The following is a 25452-nucleotide window of genomic DNA, read 5'->3' as shown; positions in this document are numbered from 1 at the left end:
CTGGCGCGGAACTTGACGTTGGGCATGGCACTGTCTGGGTGAATGGCGATATTCGCTATATTGCCATGCAGTTCAGTAGGTTAGAAGCATTCCTGGGGGCCGGTCTCACGGATTCAGGTATAGAGTGAGGGAAATCCACCTGGTCGTCTTCGCGACCAAATCATTGGGATTCTCGTTGCAGTCGGTGGTATTTAATTCATCACATTGAGTAATTGCGTGATATGAACATTCAAAATTCAGTTGAGATTCTTGCCTTTGATGTCTTTGGCACCGTCGTGGACTGGCATGGCTCGATCGCCCGAGAGGTTGAGGCGCTGAATCTGGGCGTCGATGACGGTGAGTTCGCGCTGGCTTGGCGCGCAGGTTACAAGCCGGCGATGCAGCGGGTGATGTCCGGTGAGCAGGGCTGGACGCTGCTAGACGACTTGCATCGTGGCATCCTGGACGACGTGCTGGTGCAATTCGGTGTGACGTCACTGTCAGAAGAGCAGAAGCGCCACCTCAACAAGGCCTGGCATCGTCTGGATCCTTGGCCCGATGCAGTGGAAGGGCTGACACGGCTCAAGCAGCGCTTCATCCTCTGTACGCTTTCCAACGGCAATCTGGGGCTACTCGCCAACATGGCCAAGCGAGCCGGACTGCCCTGGGACTGCATTCTCTCGGCGGAGGTGTTTCGCCAATACAAGCCGCACCCGGATACCTATCTGGGCGTGGCAAAGGTGTTCGATGTCGATCCATCGACGGTGATGATGGTGGCGGCGCACCAAAACGATCTCGATAGCGCTGGCTCTTTTGATCTGAAGACCGCTTATATCGAGCGCCCCCAGGAATTCGGCGCGGCCAATCCCAAGGACGTCTCGCCATCGCCGACCAACGATCTGCATGCCCGATCACTCGCGGACCTGGCCGATCAACTGGGCTGCTGATCGATTCTTACGCCGGTGGCAGGCTCGGCACCCAATCGACGACACCAAAGGTTTCCACGCTGATCCAAATGATGAACGCCGCATAAAGCACGAGTAAAGCGACGGATTCGACCCGTGAAAGGATCATCTGGGTGCGCATCATCAGGAATAAGATGATGGTGGCGAGAGTCAGGATGGCCATCATGGGGGCAGCGACGGAGAAGCTGATAACGGCGGTACCGGCGATGAGCACACCGACGGGGATACACACCAGCAGGTCGAAGGTGTTGCTGCCAAGTACATTGGCGATACTGGTCACGCCACGCCCATCCCGGGCTGCACGCACCGAGACGAAGGCGTCGGGAATAGAGGTGCCCGCGGCGACCACGGTGATGCCCCACAGAAAGCTCGGCGTGCCGAAGATATCACCGAAATTGATGGCGGCACGCACCAGTCCCTCGACACCGACCACGATCACCACCAGCGACAGGGCAAGCATGCCCCACTCCCGTCCCGGGCGGATGTCGCTGGCATCCGTGTCCGCTTCATGATCCAGCGTGTCTTGATATTGCACGAAGATATAGAGTGCGTAGAGGGCGATGGGCATGAGGGCCAGCCAGCGGGTCATTTCGCCCTTGATGGCACCGCTATCATCCGCAACAGGGTGATAGATGGCTGCAAACGAAAAGGTGAGGGTGAGCACCGCCACGGCGATCATATAGAACTGGGCCTCCTTGTAGACCAGGTCACGATTCGAACGCAGTTGCTCGTGAGAACTGAGGCCGCACAGGGCGGGAATCACCATGATGTTGAACAGCGCCGAGCCGACGATGGCGGCCACGCCGAGTTCGAACTCGCCATGCACAAGGGTGGAGATTACCGTTGTCGAGAGCTCCGGGAAGCTCGAGCCCACGGCAACGACTATCGCCCCCTGTACGATCTCCGGCAGTTCGTAATAGAGGGAGAGGCGTTCGCTGGCGCGTTCGAGTAGTCCGCTACCTTTCCAGATGATGGCGGTGGAGACGATGGCGACAAGCGTCCATATCAGTATGCCGGTCATGCAGAGTCCCTTCGCAATGAATGCAGTTGTCTTTGCCGTATGCCTTTACATACGGTCTGGCTCGGCGTTCTGTAGGTATGATGCTGGCGGCGTTTCGCCGTGGATCAGCATGCCCTATGTGCCCGATAGGTTAAATGTTCTCTACCGTTGTCATGAATAGATCATTGGGAATGGGTCATTGGCATGAATAAAGAATAACGTCGCTACGCCCAAGGTCGTCTTGCCGTGAACCGTCTCTATGTCGATGCTGAGGGATCATGGCAAGCATAGAGATTTTCACGCATGGGTAACGACTACCTTCCTCGTATCCTGGCCGGCCAGCTTACATCGCCGTTGCTTCTGCAGGGGCTCGACGCCATGAGCGAGTGGTTGGTGGTGGTCGATAGCGAAGCCCGCATCGTCTATCTCAATACGCCCTATGCCGCCTTTCTAGAAGTCGATGCGGTGGCGGCGATCGGGCGTCCGGTGGTCGAGGTCATAGAGAATACCCGGATGCCTGCAGTGCTGGCGTCTGGCAAGGCCGAGCTGGCTCAATTGCAGATGCTTCGCGGACATCACATGATCGCGCATCGTTATCCTATACATGTCGATGGCAAGGTGGTCGGCGCCCTCGGCACGGTGATCTATCACGACACCTGGGAGTGGCGACAGATGGACGCCCAGGTGAAGGCGCTGGAAGCGGAGGTCGACTACTATCGCCAGGCCCTCGATGCGCGCGCCGGAACCCGCTGGCAGCTGGCCGACGTGATCGGTGAGAGCGAGGCGATTGCCACGCTCAATGGAAAAGTGCGCAAGATCGCCCCCGGCGACGCCTCCGTACTGATTCGCGGTGAGTCGGGTACCGGCAAGGAGCTTTATGCCCATGCGCTGCATCGTTTGTCGGAGCGCGCCAAAGGACCTTTCATCAAGCTAAACTGTGCCGCGATCCCGGAGCAGTTGCTCGAGGCGGAATTGTTCGGTTATGAGGAAGGCGCCTTCACCGGCGCCAAGAAGGGGGGTAAACCCGGTAAATTTCAGCTGGCCCACGGCGGCACGCTGTTTCTCGATGAGATAGGCGACATGCCGCTGGCAATGCAGGTCAAACTGTTGCGGGTGCTCCAGGATCGCGAGATCGAGGCGGTAGGCGCAACGCGTCTGATGCCAATAGACGTACGAGTGATCGCAGCCACTCACCGACCCTTGGAGAGGTTGGTGGAGAGTGGCGAGTTCCGTGAAGATCTGTTCTATCGCATCAATGTGGTGCCCTTGACGATCCCTCCACTGCGCGAGCGCCGTGACGACATTCCGGTGCTTGCTCGTCACTTGCTCAAGCGCTTTGCCGAGCGGCGTGGTAGGCGCTGTCCTGTGCTCAGCCAGGCGGCGTTGGATTGTCTTAGATGCCACGATTGGCCAGGTAACGTGCGTGAGTTGGAAAACGTGCTTGAGGCGGCTTTCTATCTAGGCGGGCCACGGCTCGATGTGGACGACCTGCCCGAGGCGCTGCGCCGTGAGTCGCCCGCAACACCGGTGCCGGGTGAATCTCTCAAGCAAACCTTGGCGCGTGCCGAAAGGGAAGCCATCCAGAAGGCGTTAGTGGAGTGCGGTGGTAATCGCACTCGTGCCGCAAAACGCTTGGGTATCGCGAAATCGTCCTTTTACGAGAAGCTGACCCGCCATTCTCTCGATATGCAGGATGTTTGAACGTCCGAAATTATGGACGGTATCCGTATTTTCGGACCATCCAGAGCGTCTATTTCGCCCGCGCGGCATAAAACTGTCCGTTACTTCGGATGGTTTTGCGCATGGTTTTTTGCATTATTCATTCAATTGGGTTAATAATTTACCGTGCTGGACTTTAAGTGCCTGTTTTTATTGTGTTGTTTAAGAAGTGGCGATAGCTTTGCTCGATAACCCGGTAGCCCAAATGCAATAAAGGGCGACAAAAACAACGACTAAGGAGTCACAAATGCCAAATAACGTATTCTCCCGTTCATTGATAGCAAGCGCCATCGGTATGGCATCCACGGCACTGCTGAGTGCACCCGTCTTGGCCGAAGGGCCCAAGCAACTCGATGTGGCAAGCACTTTCTCTACTCAGAACTTCCTGGGTGAAGGAGCAGTTCACCTGTCCAAGGAGCTTGAAACAGCGACCGGCGGCGCCGTCAAACTACGCGTTCATGAGCCCGGTGATCTGGTACCGGCCTTTGAGGTCTTCAATTCAGTTTCTTCCGGCGCCGTCCAAGCCGGCTGGGACTGGATGGGGTATTGGGCCGGTACGGTGCCGATCACCAACCTCTACGGCGCGCTGCCCTTTGGCCCAAGCCCGGAAGCCTTCATGTCCTGGATGTGGTCCGGGGATGGCAACAATCTGATCCAGAAAGCCTACGATCCCTATGGCGTAAAAGTGTTGCCGTGTTTTATCTCCCCTCAAGAAACCGGTGGCTGGTACAACAAGGAAATCAATAAGCCCGAGGACTTCGACGGCCTGTCCGTACGGATTTCCGGACTGGGGGCCAAGGTGCTCAATAAGCTAGGGGCTTCTACTCAGCTGGTACCGGGTAGCGAGATCTATCTGGCCCTGGAAAGAGGCCGGGTGGATGCCACCGAATTCTCGGTGCCCCAGGTCGATGCCGCCATGGGCTTCGATGAAGTGGCCGAATACTACTACTTCCCCGGATGGCATCAGAGCGCTAGCTGGTTCTCGTTGCTGGTCAACCAGCAGGTGTGGGATGAATACAGTGACGAGCGTAAGGCGCAGTTCGAGACCGCCTGTCGTGCCACCCTGCAGTGGGCCATGGCCGAGGCGCCTCCAGAGCAGATGCGCACCATTCGTAAGCTCGAAGAGAAGGGCGTGAAGGTCAAGCGCTTCCCAGATGAGGTCGTCAGCGCCCTGCAGGATGCCTGGGTCGAGGTGCGCCAGGAGGAAATGCAGAATAATCCCGACTTTGCCGAGGCCTATAAGTCATTGATGAAGCATGTAAAGCTCATTGATGAGTGGTACGAGTTGCAGGCGCTGCCCGCACCCAAGCCGCTGCAGGATGAAGGAGAAAGCTGATGCCGCAACCCCACCTTGCTCCCTGGCGTGAGCGTGGTGCGCGGCTATGTGACGCCCTGGCCCGACCGTTGATCGGGCTGGGGGTCGTCGTTGGGCGCATCAGCAGCTGGCTGGTGCTGCTGGTGATGCTGGCCGTGCTCACTACCGTGACGCTCAATGCCCTGGGCATCAACGAGATCGCACGTTGGGACGATAGTGTTGTGCTGTTCGGTAAGGCGCTGACCATCAATAGTGTGACTGAACTGCAGTGGCACCTGTTCGGCATTCTCACACTGCTCGGCGGCACCTACGCACTGCATCGCGATACCCATGTGCGGGTCGATCTGATCTACCAGAAACTGTCGCCCCAAGGGCGCGCAGTCATCGACATCCTCGGTCATCTATTGATGCTGATACCGTTCTGTCTGTTGATCGCCTGGCTGTCCAAGCATTTCGTGACCATGTCCTATCTCTCCAACGAACAATCCAATTATGGCGGTCTGACGGATCGCTACCTGATCAAGGCGATGTTGCCTTTCGGTCTGGTGTTTCTAGCTATCGGCGCCCTGGGCCAGATACTGCACAACCTGGCCGGTCTGTTCGATCCCGCTCGTCTAGAAGCGTCGTCTACCAAGGAGGAGCCGATTCATGGCTGAATTCATGGCCGAGTATGCCCTGGCCATTGCCATGGTCGTTGCGCTACTGATCGGTATCTTCTCCGGTTATCCCGTGGCGTTTCTGCTTGGCGGCCTGGGAATCGCCTTCGCTTTTATCGGTGATATTCCCATTCCTTTCCTGGGCACCGTGGGGTCTCGCATCTTCGGTGGTGTCATCGAAAACTGGCTGATGATCGCCATTCCTCTGTTCGTATTCATGGGGCTGATGTTGGAGCGCTCCGGCGTCGCCCGACGTCTGCTGTTGACCCTGCAGCGATTATTTGGTCGCACTCCGGGGGGGCTCGCTATCTCCGTGGCGATCCTTGGCGTGGTCATGGCCGCCAGTACCGGCATCATCGGCGCGTCGGTGGTCATGCTGGGTCTGCTGGCACTGCCGGTGATGATGAAGCAGGGCTACCGCGCGGAGATGGCCTGTGGTGTCATCGCTGCCTCGGGCACTCTGGGCATTCTGATCCCGCCCTCGATCATGCTGGTATTGATGGGCTCGATCCTGCAGGTCTCGGTCGGTGCCCTGTTCAAGGCAGCGCTGCTGCCGGGGCTCTTGTTGGGCGTGCTCTACGTTGCCTACCTGCTGATCACCGCCTGGATCAAGCCCGAGTGGGCACCGCTGGCCGACCCGGATGCTCACGATGCGGACGATACACCCTTGCCGTTGGCGCTACTGCGTGATCTGCTCGGCCCGGTGTTGCTGATCACGGCGGTACTCGGGTCGATCATGGCGGGCATCGCCACGCCGACCGAAGCAGCCGCTATAGGCGCCCTGGGAAGTCTGCTGCTGGCGCTGATCATGCGCAGTCTGGATTACGCGACGCTGCGTGACGCGGTACGGGAAACCTCACGCACTTCCGCGATGATTCTGTTCGTCGTGATCGGCGCGACCTGCTTCTCGGTGGTATTCAAACGCCTGGGCGGCGACTACATGATCGAAGAAATGATCACCGGCACTGGCCTGGGACCCTACGGCCTCTTGCTATTGATCATGGGGCTGATCTTCGTGTTGGGGTTCTTCCTCGAATGGATCGAGATCAGCTTTGTCGTGTTGCCGCTTGTAGCGCCGGTGGTGGAGCTGCTCGACTTCGGCCTTGGCCTATCCGGGCAGGGGCTCCTGGTGTGGTTCGCCGTTCTGGTGGCGATCAACCTGCAGACCAGCTTCCTGACGCCTCCCTTCGGCTATGCGCTGTTCTATCTCAAGGGAATCACCGAAGGACAGATTGGTATCGGCACCATCTACCGCTCGATCATTCCCTTCGTGCTGCTACAGCTCATCGGCCTGACGCTGTGCATCGTTTTCCCGACGCTGGTGCTATGGCTGCCCGGGCTGATGCCTTAAGACGAGGCGGGGTACGCACTGATGCGCAAACGTGTACTGATCGCCGGGGGCGGTGAACTGCTCGAAGCGTTGTCCCGCGCCTTCCTGGAAGAGGGTGCCACAGTCGGATTGCTCACGCCGGACAGCGCATGCCTGGAGAGCATACTCGATGGCTTGGGAGGAGAGCATGTCGATCGTTTCGGGGTGGTCGCCGGCGAAGGGGCTCTGGAGTCCTTGCTGGCGCGGTTGGGGCGATTGGACGTACTGGTCTGTGCTCCGCAGCGGCTGTCTCGATCAGTCTCGCTGGAGCGACGCCTGAGTGAACAGGTGGTCGATCCCACCTCGCTTCTGCAAGTGGCCCAGGCCTGGATGCACAGTCGAGGTGGCGGTCGCCTGATCGCGGTCGCTCCTGACGGCGAAAGCCAGGCGGCGAGCATGGTGCGCGAGGCCCTGGCGGCGTTGGTACGTCGACTGGCGGATAGCGGTGGTCCGGGAATCCGCGTCAACCTGCTCTGCCCCCAGGGGGCATCGAGTGCTGCGGTGGCCGACTGCGCGCGATTCCTCGCCGGCGGCGGTGGGCGGGCGCTGAATGGCCAGGTTCTAAAGCTCAACGATACTTGAGGTCTTCTCGTTTCATCGGCGAGGTTTGACCGATGCTAGAAAACGCAAAAACCCGTGAGCCCATGCCCACGGGTAAAGCGATCGAATCGATATGTCAGGGACCTTGGTTCAGAACCAGAGTTCCATCTGGGTCCCGAAGCTCCACTGACCGCCGGTAAAGCCTTCGGTACCGAAGGAGTCCTCCTCGGTATAGTCGTTGAGTGCCTCATCCCAATCGGTATAGGACGCAAAGACACGGATTTCCGGGCGCTCCCAGAAGCCGCCCACCTCAGGCTTGAAGGTAGGTGCGATGGTGAACTTGGTGAAACCGCCATCCACGGCACTGCGATCCTTGTAGCCTTGAGGGTCGAGGTCCATGTATTGATAGCTCGCTTCGTATTGCATCTCGAAGTTCTGGGTTAGCTCGTTGGCCAAGCGTAGATTGGCGGTGGCCCATTTGTAATCATCACCCTCTACATAGCGGTCGTCGCTGATTTCGGCCAGAATCGCCGGAGCGATACGCCACTTGGGGGCAATGTAGGTAGTGCCATACAGGCCGATGCGTGTCGCCTTGGCCTCATCGGTCAGGTTGCCATCGGCACCGATGTTCTTGACTTCGGCCCCAAGCCCCTGGCCATGCAGTAGTGCGGCCTTGAAGCCACCTTCGCTGATGCCGAAGAAGCTGTCACCGTGGTAGGCCAGCATGGTATGGAAGCCATCCTCGGCGCCTCGCTCGCCACGATTGGTGATGGTCACCTGCTCTTCCACGACCCCGTCCACCACGACTTGCCGACTTTCCGTCTGGAGGTCGTTGAACCGGTCGTCGTTGTCCGCGGCGGACAGGCCGCTGACCATCCACTGCCAATTGCCGACGTAGTTGTTAGCGGTCAAGATCAGGTTGTCCGTGTCGTCCTCGAGTGCCGTCTCGTCGGTGACGACATCGAAGTCACTGTAACTGCGGCCATATAAGGAGAAGTTGCTTTTCCAATTATCGGCGAATTGGACGTCGTAGACCCCCCCACCGGTACCGGCCAGGAAGATGAAGTCGCTGTCGAGCCAGTGGATATCGAAGTTGTCGCGATCAAAGCGCTTGCCCGCCCATATCGAGGCGTTCTCGAAGGCGCCGGTGAAACTGGGCAGCTCGCTGAATTCCACGAAGGCCTGACGCAGATTGAGGTTCGACTCATCGGCGGTCCAGTCGTTGCTGGTAGTGACAGAGTCGGCAAGCATCACGCGGTAAAGGGACTTTGTGCCATTGTCGAAGCGCTGCTTGTAATTGAAGATGGCCTCGACGTAGGTATCCGGTTCGTTGCCTAGGCGACCAACGGCTCCACCCAAGGGGCCTGCCGGGGTCACATAGGGGCCGCCGGGAATGCTCTTGCCATCTTCGCCGATCAATAGCCCCGAGCGGGCGTAGGCCTCGTAGGAAAAACCCTCTTCTCCTTCGGCGTGCCGCTTGGCCTTGGCGAGACGCTCGCCGACCTGCTCTTCGGGGGCGTTTTCCGGCTCGGAGACCTGTTCCTGCGCTCCCTGGCTGGCCGGCGCCTGACGCTGGGCCATTTGACTCTCGGCGCGTCTGGCGCGCTGTTCGGCCTGTTCGGCGCGCCTTTCGGCCGCGGCCACTCGTGCTTCGAGGGCTGCCAGGCGCTCCTCTAGACTCGCATCCTGCGCCAGAGCCGGAGCGGCGGCACCGAAGGCCACCAATGCGATGGCAGCCGCTAAGGGGGCCTTGGGTGTCACTATCTTCATGCCTTTGTCCTTTCTTGTTGTCAGGTTGCGTTTGCCGGTCGGTGAGCGTTCCAGTGGATCTTAATCGTTTAAGGTCAGATTCAAAAAAAACACCTATCACCTAAGTTTTCGACAATGGTGCCCGAACCGCTACCGATATATTGAAGTTAATCGATTAAGTTCGACAGGTACAAAGAGTTTTTGGGGGATTTTCAACTAATGTCTAGTGCTTGAAATACCGCCGCTTGATCATGCCCAAAATCTGGCCCGTTCGGACAGACTCTCGGTTCATGTCGAGCTTAGGCGGGTCTTGGGCAGGTCTGGCCCATGATTAGTTCTGTCTCCAGCCGGTGCGGTGCCATGGGCTCCTTGCCTAGAATCATCGATGCCGCGAGACGTCCCTTGGCGACGTTATCCTGACGTACGGTGGTTAGACGCGGGGCGCGATACTGGCCTTCGGCGATGCCATCGAATCCGGTGATACTCAAATCCTCGGGGATGCGCAGGCCTCGCTGTTCCGCCAGGGTCAAGGCCGTTAGGGCAATACGATCCGACATGCACATCAGCAGATCCGGACGCTGATCTTTCGGCAGGTCGAGGATCTCTTCGATGACCGGTACGCAGACCTCGAAGGTGTTCTCCTCGACGTTCCACATCGGCACCTGAGCCGGGTCGATGCCCTGTTCCTTGAAGGCGCGTTGAAAGCCAATGAGGCGGTGACGGGTGATCGTATATTCCGCCGACAATAGGCGGTGTTCGGCGGTAATGCGTCCATTGCAGGGCTGCTCCGTGAGTCGCAGATTGATCACCGCGGGTCGCTGCGGGAGGCTGGAGAGAGCGTGGCAGGCAATCGCGTAACTCGCCGGTTCGTTATCCACATGCACCGTTGGACAGCTCTCGATATCGAAATCCACGGCCACCAGAGGCCGCTGGGGAGGAAGATCGGCAAGCATCTTCAGGTTGGGCATCAAGCCGTAGACGATGAAACCATCGGCGATACTCGCGGAGTCGGGAATTCGATTGGCGTGATGGCGCCCCGATACCAGTAACAGCGTGTGGCTGTGCGCGTCGAGCACTTCGGCGATACCCGACAGCAGCTCACTGGCCACGGCATCGTTCAAGCTGTAGGTCAGACTCTCGGCGAGAACTACAGCGATTATGCGCGAGCGTCCAGTACGTAGACTGCGTGCCTTGGCATCCGGGCCGCTGTACCCCATGGCCTTGGCTTCCCGCAGGATACGCTCGCGCAGCGCCGGCGAGAGTTGATCCGGGCGATTAAAGGCGTTTGATACCGTGGCGGTGGAAATACCCAGCCGTGCGGCCAGATCCTTGAGGGTGATACGTCGTGACGATGGCGGCACAGGCGTTTCCATTTGAAGCGATGCGTTACTGAGATGCACAGATGATCGGAATCGTAACCGACTTCGATCATGCATCCTATCAGCTAAGCATTAGCCAGGCTGCGGCCCCTGGCTCGAGAAGTAACGTCTCGTCGCCGCGATGTCTGCTGGGCATCCCCGGCAGGGGCGTCTCGTACCAGTTCCGGCTGCCGTCGACCAGTTCAAGAGGATGAAGGCCGCCACCCAGTTATTGGGGCGTTGCCATCGGGACAGGGATAGGCCCATTCGCAAGAGTGATAACCGGACTAGCTGCTAAGCAGAGGCTCAGGCCACGTCGCGGCGCTCGTCGATCATCAGAGCGTGATCCTCGACATCGAACAGGTGCACATGCTCGATCTCCGGATCCAGCGCCACCCGCTGTCCGACCTCCCAATGACTGGGTGCCTCGCTGCGATGGATCAACAGGGTCTCGCCGGCCCTGGGCTCCAGGTAGACGTAGACCTCATTGCCCAGGTATTCGACATTGACGATCTCGAAGCGGTTGTCGCCCTGCGCCTCGGTCAGGCGCAGATGTTCGGGGCGTATCCCCAGGGTCAGCCTGGCACCGCTCTGTTGGTGGCTGGCATCCTGGGGCAGATCAAGTTCGCCGAGGCCGGGAGCGCGAACCCGGCATCCCTTGCCAGCGCTCTGCACCAGCTCCGCCGGCATGAAATTCATGGTCGGCGATCCGATGAAGCCGGCGACGAACTTGGTTGCCGGCTGCTGGTAGAGGGTCTGGGGGCTGCCGACCTGTTCGACACGGCCATCGCGCAGCACCACGATCTTGTCGGCCAGGGTCATGGCCTCGACCTGATCGTGGGTGACGTAGATCATTGTCGAGCCCAGGCGATGGTGCAGCCGGGCGATCTCGTTGCGCATCTGCACCCGCAGTGACGCATCCAGGTTGGATAGCGGCTCGTCGAACAACAGGATGCGCGGCTCCCGGGCCATGGCTCGTCCCATGGCCACGCGTTGGCGTTGACCACCGGAGAGTTCCTTGGGCTTGCGTTGCAAGAGTTCCTCGAGCTGCAGAATACGCGCGGTTTCCATGACCCGCTCGTCCACGGTCTGCTTGTCGGTCTTGGCCAGCTTCAGGCCGAAGGCCATGTTCTCGTAGACCGACATGTGCGGGTAGAGCGCGTAGGACTGGAACACCATGCCTACCCCCCGTTCCCGGGGCGGCAGGTCATTGACGACGTCGTTGCCCATGCTGAGCTGACCGCCGGAAATCGACTCCAACCCCGCAATCAACCGCAGCAGTGTCGACTTGCCACAGCCCGAGGGACCGACGAAAACGACGAACTCACCATCACCGATGGTCAAATCGACATCCTTGATGATGTGCGTGCTGCCAAAGACCTTGTTGATCTTGTCGAGGGTGACACTTGCCATCTGACGACTCCCGCCGACCTCATGGGGCCGGCTTATCGTTGCAATCGTTATCCGAGTTTGAAGAAACCGGCCTGGTAGGGCGGCAGGCGAAGCTCGTCGCCGCGTAGTTCGATCCCAAAGTCGTGGGTGTCGAGTGGTTCGGCGTTGCTTACCGGCATAGGCGTCGACTGGGCCTCATCGGTCAGATTGAACACGCACAGCAACCGCTCTCCCCCGTTCTTTTCGTCAGCTTGGCGCACAAAGCCGAGCAGGTGCTCGCCGACATCGACCAGTTCCAGAGCGCCATCGATCAGGGCCGAGTGCTCGGCGCGGAAGGCCAGCATCCGGCGCACTGTATTGAGTACGGAATCTTTATCGTTTTGCTGTCGGCTTATCGCCAACGCTAGATGGCGAGGATCGATCGGTAGCCAAGGACCTACCTGGGAAAAGCCGCCATGCTCTATGTCGTCCCAGGGCATTGGCGTTCGAGCGCCGTCCCGTCCCTTGAACTCCGGCCACAGCACCTTGCCGTAGGGGTCCTGAATGCTCCCGAAGGGCACCTCGGCTTCGGGCAGGCCCAGCTCCTCTCCTTGATAGAGGCAAACACTGCCGCGCAGGGAAAACAGCATGGCCAAGGCTACTTTGGGATAGGCCAAGGGATCCTGGTCGGTGCCCCAGCGCGAGGCGCTGCGCATGACATCGTGATTGGAGAGTGCCCAGCAGGGCCAGGCATCGCCGGCCAGACGCTGGAAACGCTCTATCACCTCGTGAATATAAGAGGCGGAGTTCGGCGCGTTGAGCAGGTCGAAGGTGTAGGCCATGTGCAGCTTGTCGCCATTCGCCGTGTACTCGGCCATTCGCTCGAGCGGATTGTCATCGCCGATCTCGCCCACCGTGGTGGTACCCGGAAACTCGTCCATCAGCTCACGCAGCTCCCTGAGGAAAACAAGGTTCTCCGGGCGGCTGATGTCGTATTGGTGACGCTGCCAGGTGTAGGGATTGGTGTCCGGCGCACCCATGGTCTTGCTCTCGTGGGGCGCTACCGCTGGGTTATCGCGCAACTCGGCATCGTGGTAATAGAAGTTCACGGTGTCGAGACGGAAGCCGTCGACACCGAGCTCCAGCCAGAAGCGCATGTTGTACAGCTGCGCGGCACGGACTTCCGGATTGTGAAAATTGAGATCTGGCTGGCTGGTCAGGAAATTGTGCAGATAGTACTGGCGGCGGCGTGAATCGAAGGTCCAGGCCGGCCCACCGAAGATCGATAGCCAGTTGTTGGGCGGCGTGCCGTCAGGCTTGGGATCGGCCCAGACGTACCAGTCCGCCTTGTCATTGCCACGATCCTGGCGACTCTGTTGAAACCAGGGGTGCTGGTCCGAGCTGTGGCTGATGACCTGGTCGATGATGATCTTGAGCCCCAGCTGATGGGCTCGCTCCAGTAGTGTCGTGAAGTCCTCGAGGGTGCCGAACATCGGGTCGACATTGCGGTAGTCGCTGACGTCGTAGCCGAAGTCCAGCATCGGCGAGGTGAAGAAGGGCGACAGCCAGATGCCATCGACCCCCAGGCTGGCCACGTAATCGAGCCGGTCGATGATGCCGCGCAGATCGCCGATCCCGTCATCGTTGGCATCCATGAAGCTGCGTGGATAGATCTGGTAGATGACGCCGCCGCGCCACCAGGTCAGGTTGTCTTGCATCGAAGAATCCATTGAAGTCATTGAAAGTTAACCCTTGACGGCACCGGCGGTCAGCCCCGAGACGATGCGCCGCTGGAAGATCATCACCAGGATGACCAAGGGTACCGTGACGGTCACCGAGGCGGCCATGATAGGCCCCCAGGGCAGTTCGTGCTGGCTGCCCCCCGAGATCAGGGCGATGGCGACAGGCACCGTGCGCTGGCTGTCCGTGAGAGTGAAGGTCAGGGCGAACAGGAATTCGTTCCAGGCGGCGATGAAGGCCAGCAGGCCGGTGGTCGCCATGGCCGGCCACATCAGTGGCAGGAACACCCGGGTGATGGTCACCCAGGGGGTGGCACCATCCATGATCGCCGCCTCTTCCAGTTCCATGGGTAGCTGACGCATGAAGGTGGTCAGCACCCAGACTGTGAAGGGCAGGGTGAAGATGGTATAGCTCAGAATCAAGCCGCCTGGGTTGTTGTAGAGATTCAAGGCGCGAATCACCTCGAACAGGCCCGAGAGCACCGCCACCTGGGGGAACATCGAGACGCCGAGTATGATCAGCAGCACCGTGGTGCGTCCGCGAAAACGTACCCGGCCCAGGGAGTAGGAGGCGGTGATGCCCAGCAGCAGGGCGATGAACACCACGCTGACAGCCACCAGGATGGAATTGCCGATGGCTTGTATGAAGCTCTTCTGGGACAGGATTCGCACATAGTTGCTGAAATCCAGCGAGGAGAGCCAGAAGTCGACGCGGAAAAGTTCGCTGGAGGGTTTCAGCGAGGTGATGACCGCGTAGTAGAAGGGAAAGATGGCATAGACCATGACCACCGCGATCAAGGCCCACAGGCCGACCCGCTTGAGTAGCTTGAGGAGTTGATACTGGTTCATTGATCGACCCCCAGTTGGCGACGGCCCAGATACAGATAGATGACCGTCACGAAGGCGATGATCAGGAACAGCAAGGTCGAGGCGGCGCTGCCGTATCCTACATCCTGGAACTCGACCAGCTGCTGGCGGGCATAGATCGACATGGTCATGGTGTCGGTGGAGTTGGAGGTCAGCACGTAGATGACATCGAACACCCGCAGCGCATCGAGCAGTCGGAAGATCACCGCCACCAGCAGCGCCGGGGTGATCAGCGGCAGGGTGACACGGAAGAACACCTTCACTGGATGGATGCCATCGACCTCGGCGGCCTCATAGCAGTCCTTGGGCAGCATCTGCAGCGCCGCCAGCACCAGCAGGGCAACGAAGGGAATGGTTTTCCACACATCGACCATGATCACCGCCCACATCGAGAGATCCGCGTCGGCGGTCCAGGCCAGGGGGCTGTCGATCACGCCCAAGGCCAGCAGCAGATGATTGATGATGCCGAACTGGTCGTTGAGCATCCAGGCCCACATCTTGGCCGAGACGATGGTCGGGATGGCCCAGGGGATCAGCACCGCCGCACGCACCAGGATGCGCCCCTTGAACTCAGCGTTGAGCAGCAGGGCGACGATGATGCCGAAGACCACCTCCAGGGACACCGAGACGACGCTGAAAAACAGCGTGTTCCACACCGCGGTCCACCAGGTCGGATCGGTGAGGATGCCGTACCAGTTACCGTCGTCATAGACCAGATAGTTTTCGATGCCGATGAACATGGCACCGGCGGTGTCGGATAGCGAGGCATCGGTGAAGCTGAAATAGAAGGTGCGCACCAGTGGCCAGCCGGCGACCAGGACCAGGGTCACCAGCATGGGAATCAGGAATAGCCAGGCGGCGCGTACGCGCTGGCGCCGCACTTTGGTGCCGCGATAGCCCTTGTCCGGCGAGCGCGTCGCGGCTGACGCGCTCTGGTTGGCGGGCCCGGTCATGGCGGACTTGGTCATGGGTCGCTCCCGGGTCACCAGCGGCGACGCTTGATGCGTGACAGTTCGCTATCGAGTTGGGAAAGCGCCTCTGCACTGCTCTGGTTGCCGGACAGTACATTGTGCGTGGCATTGAAGAAGGCGTTGCTGACCCGGCCGTAGTTATCCCCGGTCGGCGCCGAGGGGCGTGCCACCGCATTGGTGAAGGTATCGTAAAGCGTGCCGAAGAAGGGCACCGCCTCGAGCACTTCCTCGTCTTCGTAAAGCGCGGCGATGGTCGGATTGTAGGAGCCTTCGATTGCCCGGCGCTTCTGCTCCTCCTTGGAGGTCAGGAAGGCTACTAGATCCGCAGCGACGTCGGGGTTTTCCGTGTATTTGGAGACCGCCAGGTTCCAGCCGCCCAGGGTGGCGGCGCTTTCGCTTTCGCTACCGGGGCCGTGAGGCAGCGTGACCACGCCGACCTTGTCGCGCACGTTGCTGTCCTCGCTCTGGGCCAGGGACCAGGCATAGGGCCAGTTGCGCATGAACACGGCGTTGCCGGACTGAAAGATGCCCCGCGCCTCCTCCTCGGTGTAGTTGAGCACCCCGTTGGGCGAGATGTCGCCGATCCAGGTGGCCGCCAGTTCGAGAGCGGCCCGGGCCTGGGGGTTGTCGATGGTGATCTCGCCGTCGCTGTCGACGATGGTGCCGCCGCCGTAGCTCGCTATCCACTCCAGGGCGTTGCAGGTCAACCCCTCGTAAGCACGCCCCTGGAACACATAGCCCCACATCTTGTCGTTGCCGGCCTCGCGCTCCTCGGCCTGGATCTTCTTGGCGATCTCGGTCAGTTCCTGCCAGGTCTCGGGGGGCTCGTGACCGTATTGCTCGAGCAGATCCTTGCGGTAGTAAAGAACACCGGCATCCGTGAACCAGGGCATGGCCACCAGGCGATCGTCGACGGTGTTATTGGTCACGATGGTCTCGAAGAAACCTTCGGCGGCATCCTTGCCCAGCGTCTCGTTCAGGTCGAGCAGGTGATTGGCCAATAGGCCCGGCCACACCACGTCGATCTGCATCACATCGATGTCGCTGGATTGCGCGGACAATATCTGCTGATACAGGGACAGACGCTCGGTAGAGGAGTTGGGCGTCGAGACGATTTTCACCTCATGACCGGTCTTTTCCTCCCAACGACGCACGCCTTCTTCACAGAGTGCGAGCTCGGCACCCACGGCGCCGCAGGAAATCGTCAGTTCGGCGGCCTGAGCTTGCGTAATGACGCCGGCGGCACCGGCCATGGCGATGGCGGGAATCAGTTTGCGAAACATGGGCAATCTACCTCGCGGGTTTGTTATTTTTGAGCTGTGAACAGAATGGAATACTGGGTCGAAACTTAATCGTTTAAGTACTCCTCACCCTAGACTTCACCGGCGCTGACAGCAATATAGACTTTGGGTGTAACGCTTCAGCGCGCCATCTGGATGACTTGCTTGAAGCGGATCGATACTGTAGATACTCCCGGCAGCGTCAATCGCTGTGGCTTAAAGGAGTAAGAGCGGGCATGAAGCAGGGAGGAAAGATGGCGATGATCGTCATCGCCGTGGTGGCGGTTGCCGGCCTGGTCTGGTGGGGCATTCATTGGTGGACAGTCGGGCGCTTTATGGAAGAGACCGACAACGCTTACGTACATAGTGACAGCATTGCGTTACGTCCCGAGCTTTCGGCACGGGTGGTCGAAATGGCGGTGGATGACAATCAGCTGGTGAAGAAGGGGGATCTACTGGTACGTCTCGACGCCAGCGACACCCAGGATCGAGTCGCTCAAGCCGAGGCACAACAGGCGGTGGCGGCGGCCAATATCGTCGAGGCTCGTCGCCAGGTAGCGCTGCAACAAGCGGCTATCGACGAAGCCCAGACCCAAGTGAGCGCCGCCCAGGCGGATGTGCAACAGGCGCGCCAGCATCTGGAACGCTCCGCTTCTCTGGAATCGCGTCAGTATGCCTCACGCCAGCAGCGTGAGGACGATCAGGCCGACCTCACCATCGCCGAGTCGACACTGGCCATGCGGCGTGCCGCAGTGGTATCGGCTAAACGCCAACTCGCCGTCGCCGAAGCCAGTGTCGAAAGCGCCGAAGCCAACCGCGATGCCGCCACCGCGGATCTTGCCTATGCGCGCAACCAGCTTGCCAAGACTCGCATCAACGCGCCGCGCAGCGGTGTGATTGCCAATGCCAGAGTAGAGGTCGGCGATCTGGCGCAGCCCTCGCAGATCATGATGCAACTGGTGCCGATCGACTCCGCCTACGTCATTGCCAACTACAAGGAAACCCAGACCACTCGCATGCGCGCCGGCCAGCCGGTGGATCTGCAGGTCGATGCTTACCCGGATATTACTTTCCAGGGCGTTATCGATAGCCTGGCGCCGGCCACCGGCAGTGAATTCAGTCTGCTGCCGCAGGACAATGCCACCGGCAATTTCAACAAGATCGTGCAGCGGGTGCCGGTGAAGATTCGCGTCATCGGGCCAGAGGGTGCGCTCGATCGCCTGCGGGCGGGACTATCCGTGGTGCCGGAAGTCGATACCCGCGATCTCGACCCTGATTCCGACTCTATTCCCAGCCAACCCCAGGCGCCCGCTACTGCCGGAAACCATGAGGCGGCGCCCGCCTCGTGAGCAATGCCGCAGCACCCGCCGCGGCGCACAGCGCCAGCGACATGCCGTCCTGGACCCAGCGCTGGGGGTTCATCGCCGCGGTGTTCGGCATGTTCATGGCGATTCTGGATATCCAGATCGTGGCCAGCTCCCTCAATGAGATTCAGGCCGGGGTGTCCGCCAGCGATGATGAAATCTCCTGGGTCCAGACCTCCTATCTGATCGCCGAGATCGTCATGATCCCGCTATCGGGCATGCTCAGCCGCATCCTCTCGACGCGCATCGCCTTCGTGATCTCCAGTGCCGGTTTCACCCTGGCGAGTCTGGGCTGCGCCCTGGCCGGCAGCATCGAGCAGCTGATCGTGCTGCGTGCCATCCAGGGCTTCATGGGAGGGGCGATGATCCCCATCACTCACGCAGTGAGCTTCTCGATCTTTCCGCGCCGGGTGATGGGTAGCGTGCAGGCGGTAATCGGCATGGTGGTGACCATGGCACCCTCGATCGGCCCTACCGTGGGTGGTTACATCACCGAGTTCGCCAGCTGGCACTGGCTGTTCCTGGCCAATCTGGTGCCCGGCATCATCGTCACCTGGGCGGCCTGGAAGTGTCTCGATATCGACAAGGGGGATCGAGAAGCAGCGCGGCGACTGGATATATTCGGTCTGACACTGCTGGCGATCTTCCTGGGCAGCCTGGAGTTCGTGCTCGAGGAGGGGCCTGGCGATGATTGGTTCGCCAGCGACCTGATCTTGGCCATGACGCTGATCTGTGCCGCGGCCTGCATTGGTTTCTTCCATCGTACTCTGACCACCGACTATCCCATCGTCGACCTGCGTGCCTTCGCCAATCGCAACTTCGCCCTCGGTGCGGGACTGGGGTTCGTCATCGGTATCGCGCTCTATGGGCTGGTCTACATCATGCCGCTGTTCTTCGGCTATGTGCGCGGCTACTCGAGCCTGCAGATCGGCGAGGTGATGTTCGTCACCGGGGTAGCGATGTTCTTTTCCGCACCGTTGGTCGGCAAGCTGACCAACCATCTCGATCTGCGCGCGCTGCTGTTCCTGGGCCTGGCCCTGGTCGGCATCGGCACGGTGATGAACGCCAACTTGACCGTGGAGTCGGGCTTCTGGCAGTTCTTCTGGCCCCAGGTGGTGCGTGGAATCGGCTTGATCATGTGCCTGATCCCCGCCTCGCGCATCGCCCTGGGCACGCTGCCGCTGCACGAGGTGGGCAATGCCAGCGGCTTGTTCAACGTGATGCGCAACCTCGGCGGCGCCGTGGGACTGGCGCTGCTCGACACGGTGCGTGACATGCGCTTCGACTACCACTGGAACCAGCTGATTCCTGCGCTGGATGCCGGGCGCGCTGCGGTGATCGAGGAACTTACGCGCTATCAGACGCTGTTCGAAGGCCATGTCGCCGATCCTTATCGCAGCGCCGTGGCCATGCTGGGCCAGCGTGTTTCCCTGCAGGCCGAGGTGCTGGCCTTCAACGATATCTTCCTATGGCTGGGACTCATCTATCTGCTGTGCGTGCCGTTGGTGTTACTGCTCAAGCGCATCGATGCTTGATCGGGCTGGCGGCGACACCGCGCATGACGCATCCTGTGCGCCATGAACGATGAATTCGAAGGGCTGGCCCCTCTGATCGGCGCGCTTGCAGCCCGCCGGCATCGTGCGCTGCTGTGGATCAGCGCAGCAGACGATGAAGCGGTGTCCCGGGCTCTGTGTCTTTGGCGTGCCCGATCCTGGCAGGCTCCGCTGTGGCTTGGGCCATCCAATGCTGCGTCCGGCATCGAGGCGCTGCCGGCGGCCAAGGCGCGCACTCGCCTGGGCGGCGAACACGACATGGTGGTGTTCGATGCCGTCTCAAAGGACGCCGGTTTCGATCCGGACGCCTTCGGTGCGGTGGCGGGCACGCTGCGTGCCGGTGGTCTGCTGGTGCTGTTGACGCCCGTCGCCTGGCGAGAAGGCACGCCCTGTCCGGATGCGGATTATGTGCGGCTCGCGGCCTGGCCTCATGAGGCGCAGGAATTGAACGCCCGCTATCTCGCCCGTCTGGCGCAGCGATTGCTTGTCTCGTCCCAGGTGGTGCACTGGCCGACCGGACCTGCGTTTGCGCCACCGGCATTGTCGGCCGTCACCTGCGAGCTTTCCACCAAGTCCGGCGATCCCGACTGCCTGAGTGCCGATCAGGCCGAGGCGGTGGAGCGCCTGATGCGCTTGCGTCGCCGACGGCCCTTGGTGCTCAGCGCCGATCGCGGTCGGGGCAAGAGTGCGGCGCTGGGCATCGCAGCGGCGCGGCGGCTGCTGGCTGGTGAACGTCGTTTATGGGTCACTGCCCCGCGACCGACGGCGGTCGACCCCCTGTTCGAACGGCTTGCGGCGCTGCTGCCCCGAGGGCGGCGTGAGCACAACAGCTTCCAGATGGACATTGACGGCGAGTATGCCGAAGTGCGTTTTATCGCGCCGGATGGGCTGCTCGACGCTCTACAATCCAACGCGATAGACACCTGTGCGCCACCGACGCTGTTCGTCGACGAAGCCGCGGCGATTCCCGCCTCACTGCTGGGGTGTTGGCTAACGGCCTTTCCGCGACTCGCCTACGCCACCACCGTACACGGCTACGAAGGAACCGGTCGCGGCTTTCAGCTGCGCTTTCGCGCCCGGCTCGATCGCGACACGCCGGACTGGCGCGAGCTCCATCTAAGTCAGCCGATTCGTTGGGCCGAGGATGATCCCCTGGAAACCCTGACCCGCGAACTGCTCTTGTTGAATGCCGAACCCGCCGAGGACGAACGCGCCGTTCAGGTACTCACAGACCACGAATTGCGCTTGGTTGATCTTGACCGAACTGCACTGGCCGGGAACGAAGCCGCCCTGAGCGAATTGTTCGGGCTGTTGGTCCAGGCCCATTATCGCACCACCCCGGCGGATCTGCGTCAGTTGCTCGACGCCCCGGATGTGCGATTGACTGCGGCCTATGCCGGCGATACCTGTATCGGTGTCTGCCTGGGTCAAATCGAAGGCGGCTTCCCGGCAGAGTTGGCAACAAAGATTTACCACGGTGAGCGTCGCCCACGTGGGCATCTATTGGCTCAGTCCCTGGCTACCCACGCTGGTCAGCGTGAAGCTGCCCGCGTGCGCTGGTGCCGAATCCTGCGTATCGCCGTGCATCCGGTGGCGCGGCGACAAGGGGTAGGGCGCGGGCTGATCGAGCAGCTGGGCGCACGGATGAAAAGTGAAGGCGTTGAGCGGTTGGGAGTCAGCTTTAGCGCCGAAGAGAGCCTGATCGCCTTCTGGCGCGCCCAAGGATTCGTCTCGCTGCGTCTGGGGCTTTCCCGGGAGGCCTCCAGCGGCGAACATGCGCTGATGATGGGGCGAACGCTGAATGAACAGGCCAGCGCCCTGATCGAGCGGTTGAGTCGAGATTTTCAGTTGCTGCTGCCCAGTCTGCTGGCTTTTGACCTCGCGCGGGTTGAGCCCGAACTGGCGGCAGTACTGCTGCGGGAAGGGCCGCCGCCGATCATTGATGCCGAGACCCTGGATCGGGTGGCGTGGTTCGCTGCGGGAGGCGGTGATCTGGCCTTGGCGCGCCCCTGGCTGGCTAACGCTTGGCTGGCCTGGAGGCGAAGCGCTTCTTCGATCGATCGGGATATAGAATTGCAGGCATTGGTGGAACCGCTGTTTCTAGGCGATCGATCAGATAAGCAAGGCGTTGGGAAAAAGGCGCGCCTGGCGCGCTGGCGAGCGTTGGCTAGGCGGCTTCATGACGTTTTTAGTTCCGAACATTAGATGAGAATCGGTGTTGCTCGGGTGTAGCCTGGAGCAATATGGAATGACGTTTGATAGAGAGAGCTTTCATGAACGAACATCTATGCGATCTGGCGCCCGCTATCGTCTGGCGCCATTTCCAGACCCTATGCAACACGCCTCGGCCTTCTGGCCAGGAAGCTGCCCTGGTGGCACTGATCGAGAAGTGGGCCGAGAAGCGCGGTCTTACTCATGAGCGCGATCAGGTCGGCAATCTGCTGGTTCGCAAACCCGCCACACCGGGTTGTGAGCAGGTCCCGGGTGTCGTGCTGCAGGGCCATCTGGACATGGTCGCCCAGGCCAATGCGGATCATCCGCATGACTTCACCCAGGACCCGCTCGACACCTATATCGAGGATGGCTGGTTGCAGGCCCGGGGCACGACCCTGGGCGCCGACAACGGCTTGGGTGTGGCGGCGGCCCTGGCGGTGCTGGAAGACGAGTCGCTGCGTCACGGCCCCATCGAGGCGCTGTTCACCCTGGAGGAAGAGTCCGGCATGGGTGGCGCTCTCAATCTGGCCGAAGACTGGCTGCAGGGTCGTTTTCTGCTGAATCTCGATTCCGAGGATCGCGGACAGGTCTATATCGGCTGTGCCGGCGGCGCCGATGTGCTGGTCTCCGCCGATCTGCCGACCAGCTCCCTTAACGAGCACGAGAGTGTCTGGCGCCTGACATTGACAGGTCTGGTCGGCGGCCATTCGGGTATCGACATTCACAAGGGGCGCGGCAATGCCAACCGCTTGTTGATACGCGTCCTGCGTGCCCTGGAACCCTTTGGGGCGCGATTGATCGACTACCATGGCGGCACGCTGCGTAATGCCTTGCCTCGGGAAGCCTTCGCGACGTTGGCGCTGGATGCAGACGAGGCCGAGGTCGCTCAAGCGCGCCTGAGCAAATTGCAAAAGGAGTTCGCCGCCGAGCTGGCCGGTGTCGATGACGGTCTGAGACTTTCCCTGGAAGCGGTGACTTCCTCCGCCGCCGAGGCCTTGACAGACGCCGCCAGTCAACTGCTGATCGCCGCGTTGCATGCTGCGCCCTATGGCGTGGAGCGCATGAGCGTCGAGGTGCCCGGCGTGGTGGAAACCTCCAACAATCTGGGCGTCGTGTCTCTGGAAAAAGGACGTTTTGAACTATGTGCGCTGGTGCGCTCCTTACGCGACAGCGCCACTCGGGACCTGGCGGACCGTTTTCGTGCGCTGTTCGGCCTGATCGGCGCCGATACGCGGGTCGAGAATGCCTACCCGGGCTGGAACCCGAACCCGGATAGCAGTCTTTTGTTGCGCTTTCGCCAACTGCATCAGCGTCGCCTGGGCGTTGAACCCGAGGTCAAGGTCATCCACGCAGGGCTCGAGTGCGGCATTCTCGGCGGCAAGTACCCAGGCCTCGAGATGATCTCCTTCGGGCCGCAGATCCGCGGCGCGCATTCTCCGAATGAACGCGTCGAGATCGACTCGGTGGAGGAGTTCTGGGGCTTGCTGCGTGAGTTGATCGAGGAGCTGGCGAAGGTAAACGACTGAGTCTTTCAAGGATTATCGAATGCCTTTTGCACTGCGCGCAGTCCGGCCTCGGAGATCAGCCCTTTCTCGTAGGCGTGTTCCGCCATGCTGGCGTTGTCCGCGGCCAACAGCAGTGAACAGCCATCCTTTTCGACTTCCCGGGCCAGGCAGGCGATCGCTTCGTCTCTCTCGGCGTCATGGTTGACGTTGCGAATGTAGATCGTCCGGATACGGCCGGGGTAATTGTGTACGATGCGTGCGTAGGTTTCCGGGTCGTGCTGGCCGCTATCGCCGATCAGCACGAATGGCAGGTCGTCGTAGAGGGTCAGCATCTGCGTGATCAAGCTCAACTTGTGATCTTCGGCCTTGCGCGGCAAGGGGCGCTGTAGCGTTAGCCCCCATTCGCGCAGGAAAAGGATGGGTCCAACGGGGATGCGGTTACGCTGAAAGAACTCCTCGAGCACCTCGTAGATGCTCCAGGGCCCTCGTGAGACGTAGAGTAACGGGCGGCGACGCTGACCGTCGGATCCCGCGAACAGGGCTTGATAGAAGTCGGCGACACCGGGAAAGGCGGTACGTTGATGAGCTTTCTCGAAGAAAAGCCGATACATCATCTTGAGCTTGTTGGCGACCCCGGTGTGCATCACGGTATCGTCGATATCGCTGATCACCACCAGATCCACGCTCGGCGGCGGTATGTAGATGTCGACGTTGCCGCGCACGGTACGGGCATCGTGCATGACGATATCGAGGGTGCCGGTGTGCCAGCTTTGTTCCACGGACAGTGCGTCTTCGATCTTCATGTGGATGTCGAAGTAGCCGTCTCGATCGGTTGTGACTCGCTTGCGGTTGCCTCCCAGCTCGAGAGTGACCTCGACGTGCTTGACCCCCCAGCGCAGCATGCGACGGAAAACGTCGACGATATCCCGATACAGCGTTCCTTCCGGCGCCGGTATGCCGATGCGTAACTGGCGGAACACACGCCCCATGACAAACACTTCGCTTTGCGAGCCGTAACCTCGGTAGGCGTTGATCACGATACCGCCATGACCCTTGTCCGATTTCATGGGACGTGCCACGACACGCAGGAGTTTTCTCAGTGCTTTACTGATAGGTCGGGGGGTATGCGGCATGGAGTCTCCCGAGGCCGGCGGAAATTAAATAAGCATACACAAAAACGCCTGTCTTCTGAGGAGACAGGCGAAAACGGGAAGAACGTTAGCGTATCAGCTGTGCTGGTCGGAGTGGCGTCCTTCGCTAATTTCTTCAACCAGCTTGTGGCAGAACGCATCCAGATCACTCGGCTTGCGGCTGGTGACCAGGCCACTGTCGACGACGACTTCTTCATCGACCCAGTTGGCGCCCGCATTCTTCAGATCCTGAGAAACAGACGGGAAAGAGGTCATCTTGCGACCATCGACGACACCCGCATTGATCAGAATCCAGGGTGCGTGACAAATGGCGCCCACGGGCTTGCCGGCTTCAAAGAAATGGCGCACAAAGTCCAACGCCTTGTCATTCTGGCGCAGCGTGTCCGGGTTGAACAAACCGCCCGGAAGTACAAGGGCGTGATAATCGGTGGAATCCGCCTCATCGAGACTCTTGTCGACGTCGTAGGTCTCGCCCCAGTCGGTTTCCGCCCAGGCACGAATGCCCTTGGCATCAGGTGCGATGACATGCACGGTGATGCCTTGGTTGTCCAGCTTGGACTTCGGCACCGACAGTTCGGATTCCTCGAAACCGTGGGTGGCGAGAATGGCGACGCGTTTACCTGAAAGTTGCTGGCTCATGGCTACCTCCTTGCGGCACATTGCCTAACAAAAAAGAAAATGTGGCACTATGTTCCACGTGTCACTCGAATAGAAGTTGGGCCACCTATGGGCGAGTACAAGGCCGGGTGTGTTTCAAAATGTAGGCTACCGGCCCAGTTAGTCCCGC

Annotated in this window: 20 protein-coding genes; 10 read left to right on the top strand and 10 right to left on the bottom strand. The window is 60.3% G+C overall.

Translation table 11 applies throughout. The features are described 5' to 3' along the window. Nucleotides 1-221 precede the first annotated feature (221 nt). Entirely contained in the window at nt 222-926 is a 705-nt protein-coding gene (locus ACPF7Z_RS10775; protein ID WP_425193247.1) for a haloacid dehalogenase type II, read from the top strand. 7 nt (nt 927-933) lie between these two features. Here the strand turns inward: ACPF7Z_RS10775 and ACPF7Z_RS10770 are convergent, their stop codons facing one another. Beyond that, nucleotides 934-1965: a sodium:calcium antiporter gene (locus tag ACPF7Z_RS10770; protein WP_425193246.1), complete on the bottom strand. Its 1032-nt coding sequence runs from the start codon at nt 1963-1965 to the stop codon at nt 934-936. A 282-nt stretch (nt 1966-2247) separates the two neighbouring features. Between ACPF7Z_RS10770 and ACPF7Z_RS10765 the strand changes: the two genes are divergently transcribed. The 5 genes from ACPF7Z_RS10765 (at nt 2248) to ACPF7Z_RS10745 (ending at nt 7585) form a co-directional block, all read left to right on the top strand. Continuing rightward, nucleotides 2248-3645: a sigma-54 interaction domain-containing protein gene (locus ACPF7Z_RS10765; RefSeq protein WP_425193245.1), complete on the top strand. Its 1398-nt coding sequence runs from the start codon at nt 2248-2250 to the stop codon at nt 3643-3645. A 265-nt stretch (nt 3646-3910) separates the two neighbouring features. After that, entirely contained in the window at nt 3911-4999 is a 1089-nt protein-coding gene (locus ACPF7Z_RS10760) for a TRAP transporter substrate-binding protein (RefSeq protein WP_425193244.1), read from the top strand. After that, nucleotides 4999-5634 carry a TRAP transporter small permease subunit gene (locus tag ACPF7Z_RS10755; protein ID WP_425193243.1) on the top strand — a complete coding sequence of 212 codons (636 nt, stop codon included), beginning with the start codon at nt 4999-5001 and terminating at the stop codon, nt 5632-5634. The genes ACPF7Z_RS10760 and ACPF7Z_RS10755 overlap by 1 nt, the downstream gene beginning before the upstream one ends. After that, nucleotides 5627-6985 (top strand): TRAP transporter large permease, encoded by a 1359-nt coding sequence (locus ACPF7Z_RS10750; RefSeq protein WP_425193242.1) that lies wholly within the window; start codon nt 5627-5629, stop codon nt 6983-6985. Before ACPF7Z_RS10755 ends, ACPF7Z_RS10750 begins: the two co-directional genes overlap by 8 nt. 21 nt (nt 6986-7006) lie before the next feature. Further along, nucleotides 7007-7585, top strand: coding sequence for a hypothetical protein (locus ACPF7Z_RS10745; RefSeq protein ID WP_425193241.1), 579 nt, complete (start codon nt 7007-7009; stop codon nt 7583-7585). 108 nt (nt 7586-7693) lie between these two features. Here ACPF7Z_RS10745 and ACPF7Z_RS10740 read toward each other — a convergent pair whose 3' ends face one another. The 7 genes from ACPF7Z_RS10740 to ACPF7Z_RS10710 all read right to left on the bottom strand — a co-directional run bounded on the left by ACPF7Z_RS10740 (nt 7694) and on the right by ACPF7Z_RS10710 (nt 16881). Beyond that, the gene (locus ACPF7Z_RS10740; protein WP_425193240.1) at nt 7694-9313 is read right to left on the bottom strand and encodes a carbohydrate porin; all 1620 of its coding nucleotides are present in this window, start codon (nt 9311-9313) and stop codon (nt 7694-7696) included. Nucleotides 9314-9591: 278 nt separating this feature from the next. Further along, nucleotides 9592-10653: a LacI family DNA-binding transcriptional regulator gene (locus ACPF7Z_RS10735; protein ID WP_425193239.1), complete on the bottom strand. Its 1062-nt coding sequence runs from the start codon at nt 10651-10653 to the stop codon at nt 9592-9594. 303 nt (nt 10654-10956) lie between these two features. Further along, nucleotides 10957-12063, bottom strand: coding sequence for an ABC transporter ATP-binding protein (locus tag ACPF7Z_RS10730; protein ID WP_425193238.1), 1107 nt, complete (start codon nt 12061-12063; stop codon nt 10957-10959). A gap of 47 nt (nt 12064-12110) precedes the next feature. Next, entirely contained in the window at nt 12111-13739 is a 1629-nt protein-coding gene (locus ACPF7Z_RS10725; protein WP_425193237.1) for an alpha-glucosidase, read from the bottom strand. Nucleotides 13740-13766: 27 nt separating this feature from the next. Next, nucleotides 13767-14609, bottom strand: coding sequence for a carbohydrate ABC transporter permease (locus ACPF7Z_RS10720; protein WP_425193236.1), 843 nt, complete (start codon nt 14607-14609; stop codon nt 13767-13769). Then, nucleotides 14606-15580 carry a carbohydrate ABC transporter permease gene (locus ACPF7Z_RS10715; protein WP_425193250.1) on the bottom strand — a complete coding sequence of 325 codons (975 nt, stop codon included), beginning with the start codon at nt 15578-15580 and terminating at the stop codon, nt 14606-14608. The genes ACPF7Z_RS10720 and ACPF7Z_RS10715 overlap by 4 nt, the downstream gene beginning before the upstream one ends. Nucleotides 15581-15609: 29 nt before the next feature. Next, on the bottom strand, nt 15610-16881 hold the full coding sequence (locus tag ACPF7Z_RS10710; protein WP_425193235.1) for an ABC transporter substrate-binding protein: 1272 nt from the start codon (nt 16879-16881) through the stop codon (nt 15610-15612). 233 nt (nt 16882-17114) lie between these two features. Between ACPF7Z_RS10710 and ACPF7Z_RS10705 the strand changes: the two genes are divergently transcribed. The 4 genes from ACPF7Z_RS10705 (at nt 17115) to ACPF7Z_RS10690 (ending at nt 23535) form a co-directional block, all read left to right on the top strand. Continuing rightward, nucleotides 17115-18227 carry an HlyD family secretion protein gene (locus tag ACPF7Z_RS10705; RefSeq protein ID WP_425193234.1) on the top strand — a complete coding sequence of 371 codons (1113 nt, stop codon included), beginning with the start codon at nt 17115-17117 and terminating at the stop codon, nt 18225-18227. Continuing rightward, nucleotides 18224-19777, top strand: a complete 1554-nt coding sequence (locus ACPF7Z_RS10700; protein WP_425193233.1) for a DHA2 family efflux MFS transporter permease subunit — start codon at nt 18224-18226, stop codon at nt 19775-19777. Before ACPF7Z_RS10705 ends, ACPF7Z_RS10700 begins: the two co-directional genes overlap by 4 nt. Before the next feature lie 42 nt (nt 19778-19819). Continuing rightward, nucleotides 19820-22000: a tRNA(Met) cytidine acetyltransferase TmcA gene (locus ACPF7Z_RS10695; protein WP_425193232.1), complete on the top strand. Its 2181-nt coding sequence runs from the start codon at nt 19820-19822 to the stop codon at nt 21998-22000. A gap of 68 nt (nt 22001-22068) precedes the next feature. Further along, on the top strand, nt 22069-23535 hold the full coding sequence (locus ACPF7Z_RS10690; protein WP_425193231.1) for an aminoacyl-histidine dipeptidase: 1467 nt from the start codon (nt 22069-22071) through the stop codon (nt 23533-23535). A gap of 5 nt (nt 23536-23540) precedes the next feature. On the opposite strand, the gene ACPF7Z_RS10685 is transcribed toward ACPF7Z_RS10690, so the two are convergent. Continuing rightward, nucleotides 23541-24647: an App1 family protein gene (locus ACPF7Z_RS10685; RefSeq protein WP_425193230.1), complete on the bottom strand. Its 1107-nt coding sequence runs from the start codon at nt 24645-24647 to the stop codon at nt 23541-23543. A 93-nt stretch (nt 24648-24740) separates the two neighbouring features. Beyond that, nucleotides 24741-25304, bottom strand: a complete 564-nt coding sequence (locus tag ACPF7Z_RS10680) for a type 1 glutamine amidotransferase domain-containing protein (protein ID WP_425193229.1) — start codon at nt 25302-25304, stop codon at nt 24741-24743. Between the last annotated feature and the right edge of the window lie 148 nt (nt 25305-25452).

Origin of the sequence: Halomonas sp. GXIMD04776, assembly GCF_049808615.1 — a bacterium.
Taxonomy (GTDB): domain Bacteria; phylum Pseudomonadota; class Gammaproteobacteria; order Pseudomonadales; family Halomonadaceae; genus Modicisalibacter.
This window is presented reverse-complemented; position numbering and strand designations above follow the sequence as displayed.

Bases quoted from the DNA above. Each gene is read 5' to 3' on its own strand.
- ACPF7Z_RS10775 (WP_425193247.1), top strand. From the start codon at position 222: ATGAACATTCAAAATTCAGTTGAGATTCTTGCCTTTGATGTCTTTGGC.
- ACPF7Z_RS10770 (WP_425193246.1), bottom strand. From the start codon at position 1,965: ATGACCGGCATACTGATATGGACGCTTGTCGCCATCGTCTCCACCGCC.
- ACPF7Z_RS10765 (WP_425193245.1), top strand. From the start codon at position 2,248: ATGGGTAACGACTACCTTCCTCGTATCCTGGCCGGCCAGCTTACATCG.
- ACPF7Z_RS10760 (WP_425193244.1), top strand. From the start codon at position 3,911: ATGCCAAATAACGTATTCTCCCGTTCATTGATAGCAAGCGCCATCGGT.
- ACPF7Z_RS10755 (WP_425193243.1), top strand. From the start codon at position 4,999: ATGCCGCAACCCCACCTTGCTCCCTGGCGTGAGCGTGGTGCGCGGCTA.
- ACPF7Z_RS10750 (WP_425193242.1), top strand. From the start codon at position 5,627: ATGGCTGAATTCATGGCCGAGTATGCCCTGGCCATTGCCATGGTCGTT.
- ACPF7Z_RS10745 (WP_425193241.1), top strand. From the start codon at position 7,007: ATGCGCAAACGTGTACTGATCGCCGGGGGCGGTGAACTGCTCGAAGCG.
- ACPF7Z_RS10740 (WP_425193240.1), bottom strand. From the start codon at position 9,313: ATGAAGATAGTGACACCCAAGGCCCCCTTAGCGGCTGCCATCGCATTG.
- ACPF7Z_RS10730 (WP_425193238.1), bottom strand. From the start codon at position 12,063: ATGGCAAGTGTCACCCTCGACAAGATCAACAAGGTCTTTGGCAGCACG.
- ACPF7Z_RS10725 (WP_425193237.1), bottom strand. From the start codon at position 13,739: ATGCAAGACAACCTGACCTGGTGGCGCGGCGGCGTCATCTACCAGATC.
- ACPF7Z_RS10720 (WP_425193236.1), bottom strand. From the start codon at position 14,609: ATGAACCAGTATCAACTCCTCAAGCTACTCAAGCGGGTCGGCCTGTGG.
- ACPF7Z_RS10715 (WP_425193250.1), bottom strand. From the start codon at position 15,580: ATGACCGGGCCCGCCAACCAGAGCGCGTCAGCCGCGACGCGCTCGCCG.
- ACPF7Z_RS10710 (WP_425193235.1), bottom strand. From the start codon at position 16,881: ATGTTTCGCAAACTGATTCCCGCCATCGCCATGGCCGGTGCCGCCGGC.
- ACPF7Z_RS10705 (WP_425193234.1), top strand. From the start codon at position 17,115: ATGAAGCAGGGAGGAAAGATGGCGATGATCGTCATCGCCGTGGTGGCG.
- ACPF7Z_RS10695 (WP_425193232.1), top strand. From the start codon at position 19,820: ATGAACGATGAATTCGAAGGGCTGGCCCCTCTGATCGGCGCGCTTGCA.
- ACPF7Z_RS10690 (WP_425193231.1), top strand. From the start codon at position 22,069: ATGAACGAACATCTATGCGATCTGGCGCCCGCTATCGTCTGGCGCCAT.
- ACPF7Z_RS10685 (WP_425193230.1), bottom strand. From the start codon at position 24,647: ATGCCGCATACCCCCCGACCTATCAGTAAAGCACTGAGAAAACTCCTG.
- ACPF7Z_RS10680 (WP_425193229.1), bottom strand. From the start codon at position 25,304: ATGAGCCAGCAACTTTCAGGTAAACGCGTCGCCATTCTCGCCACCCAC.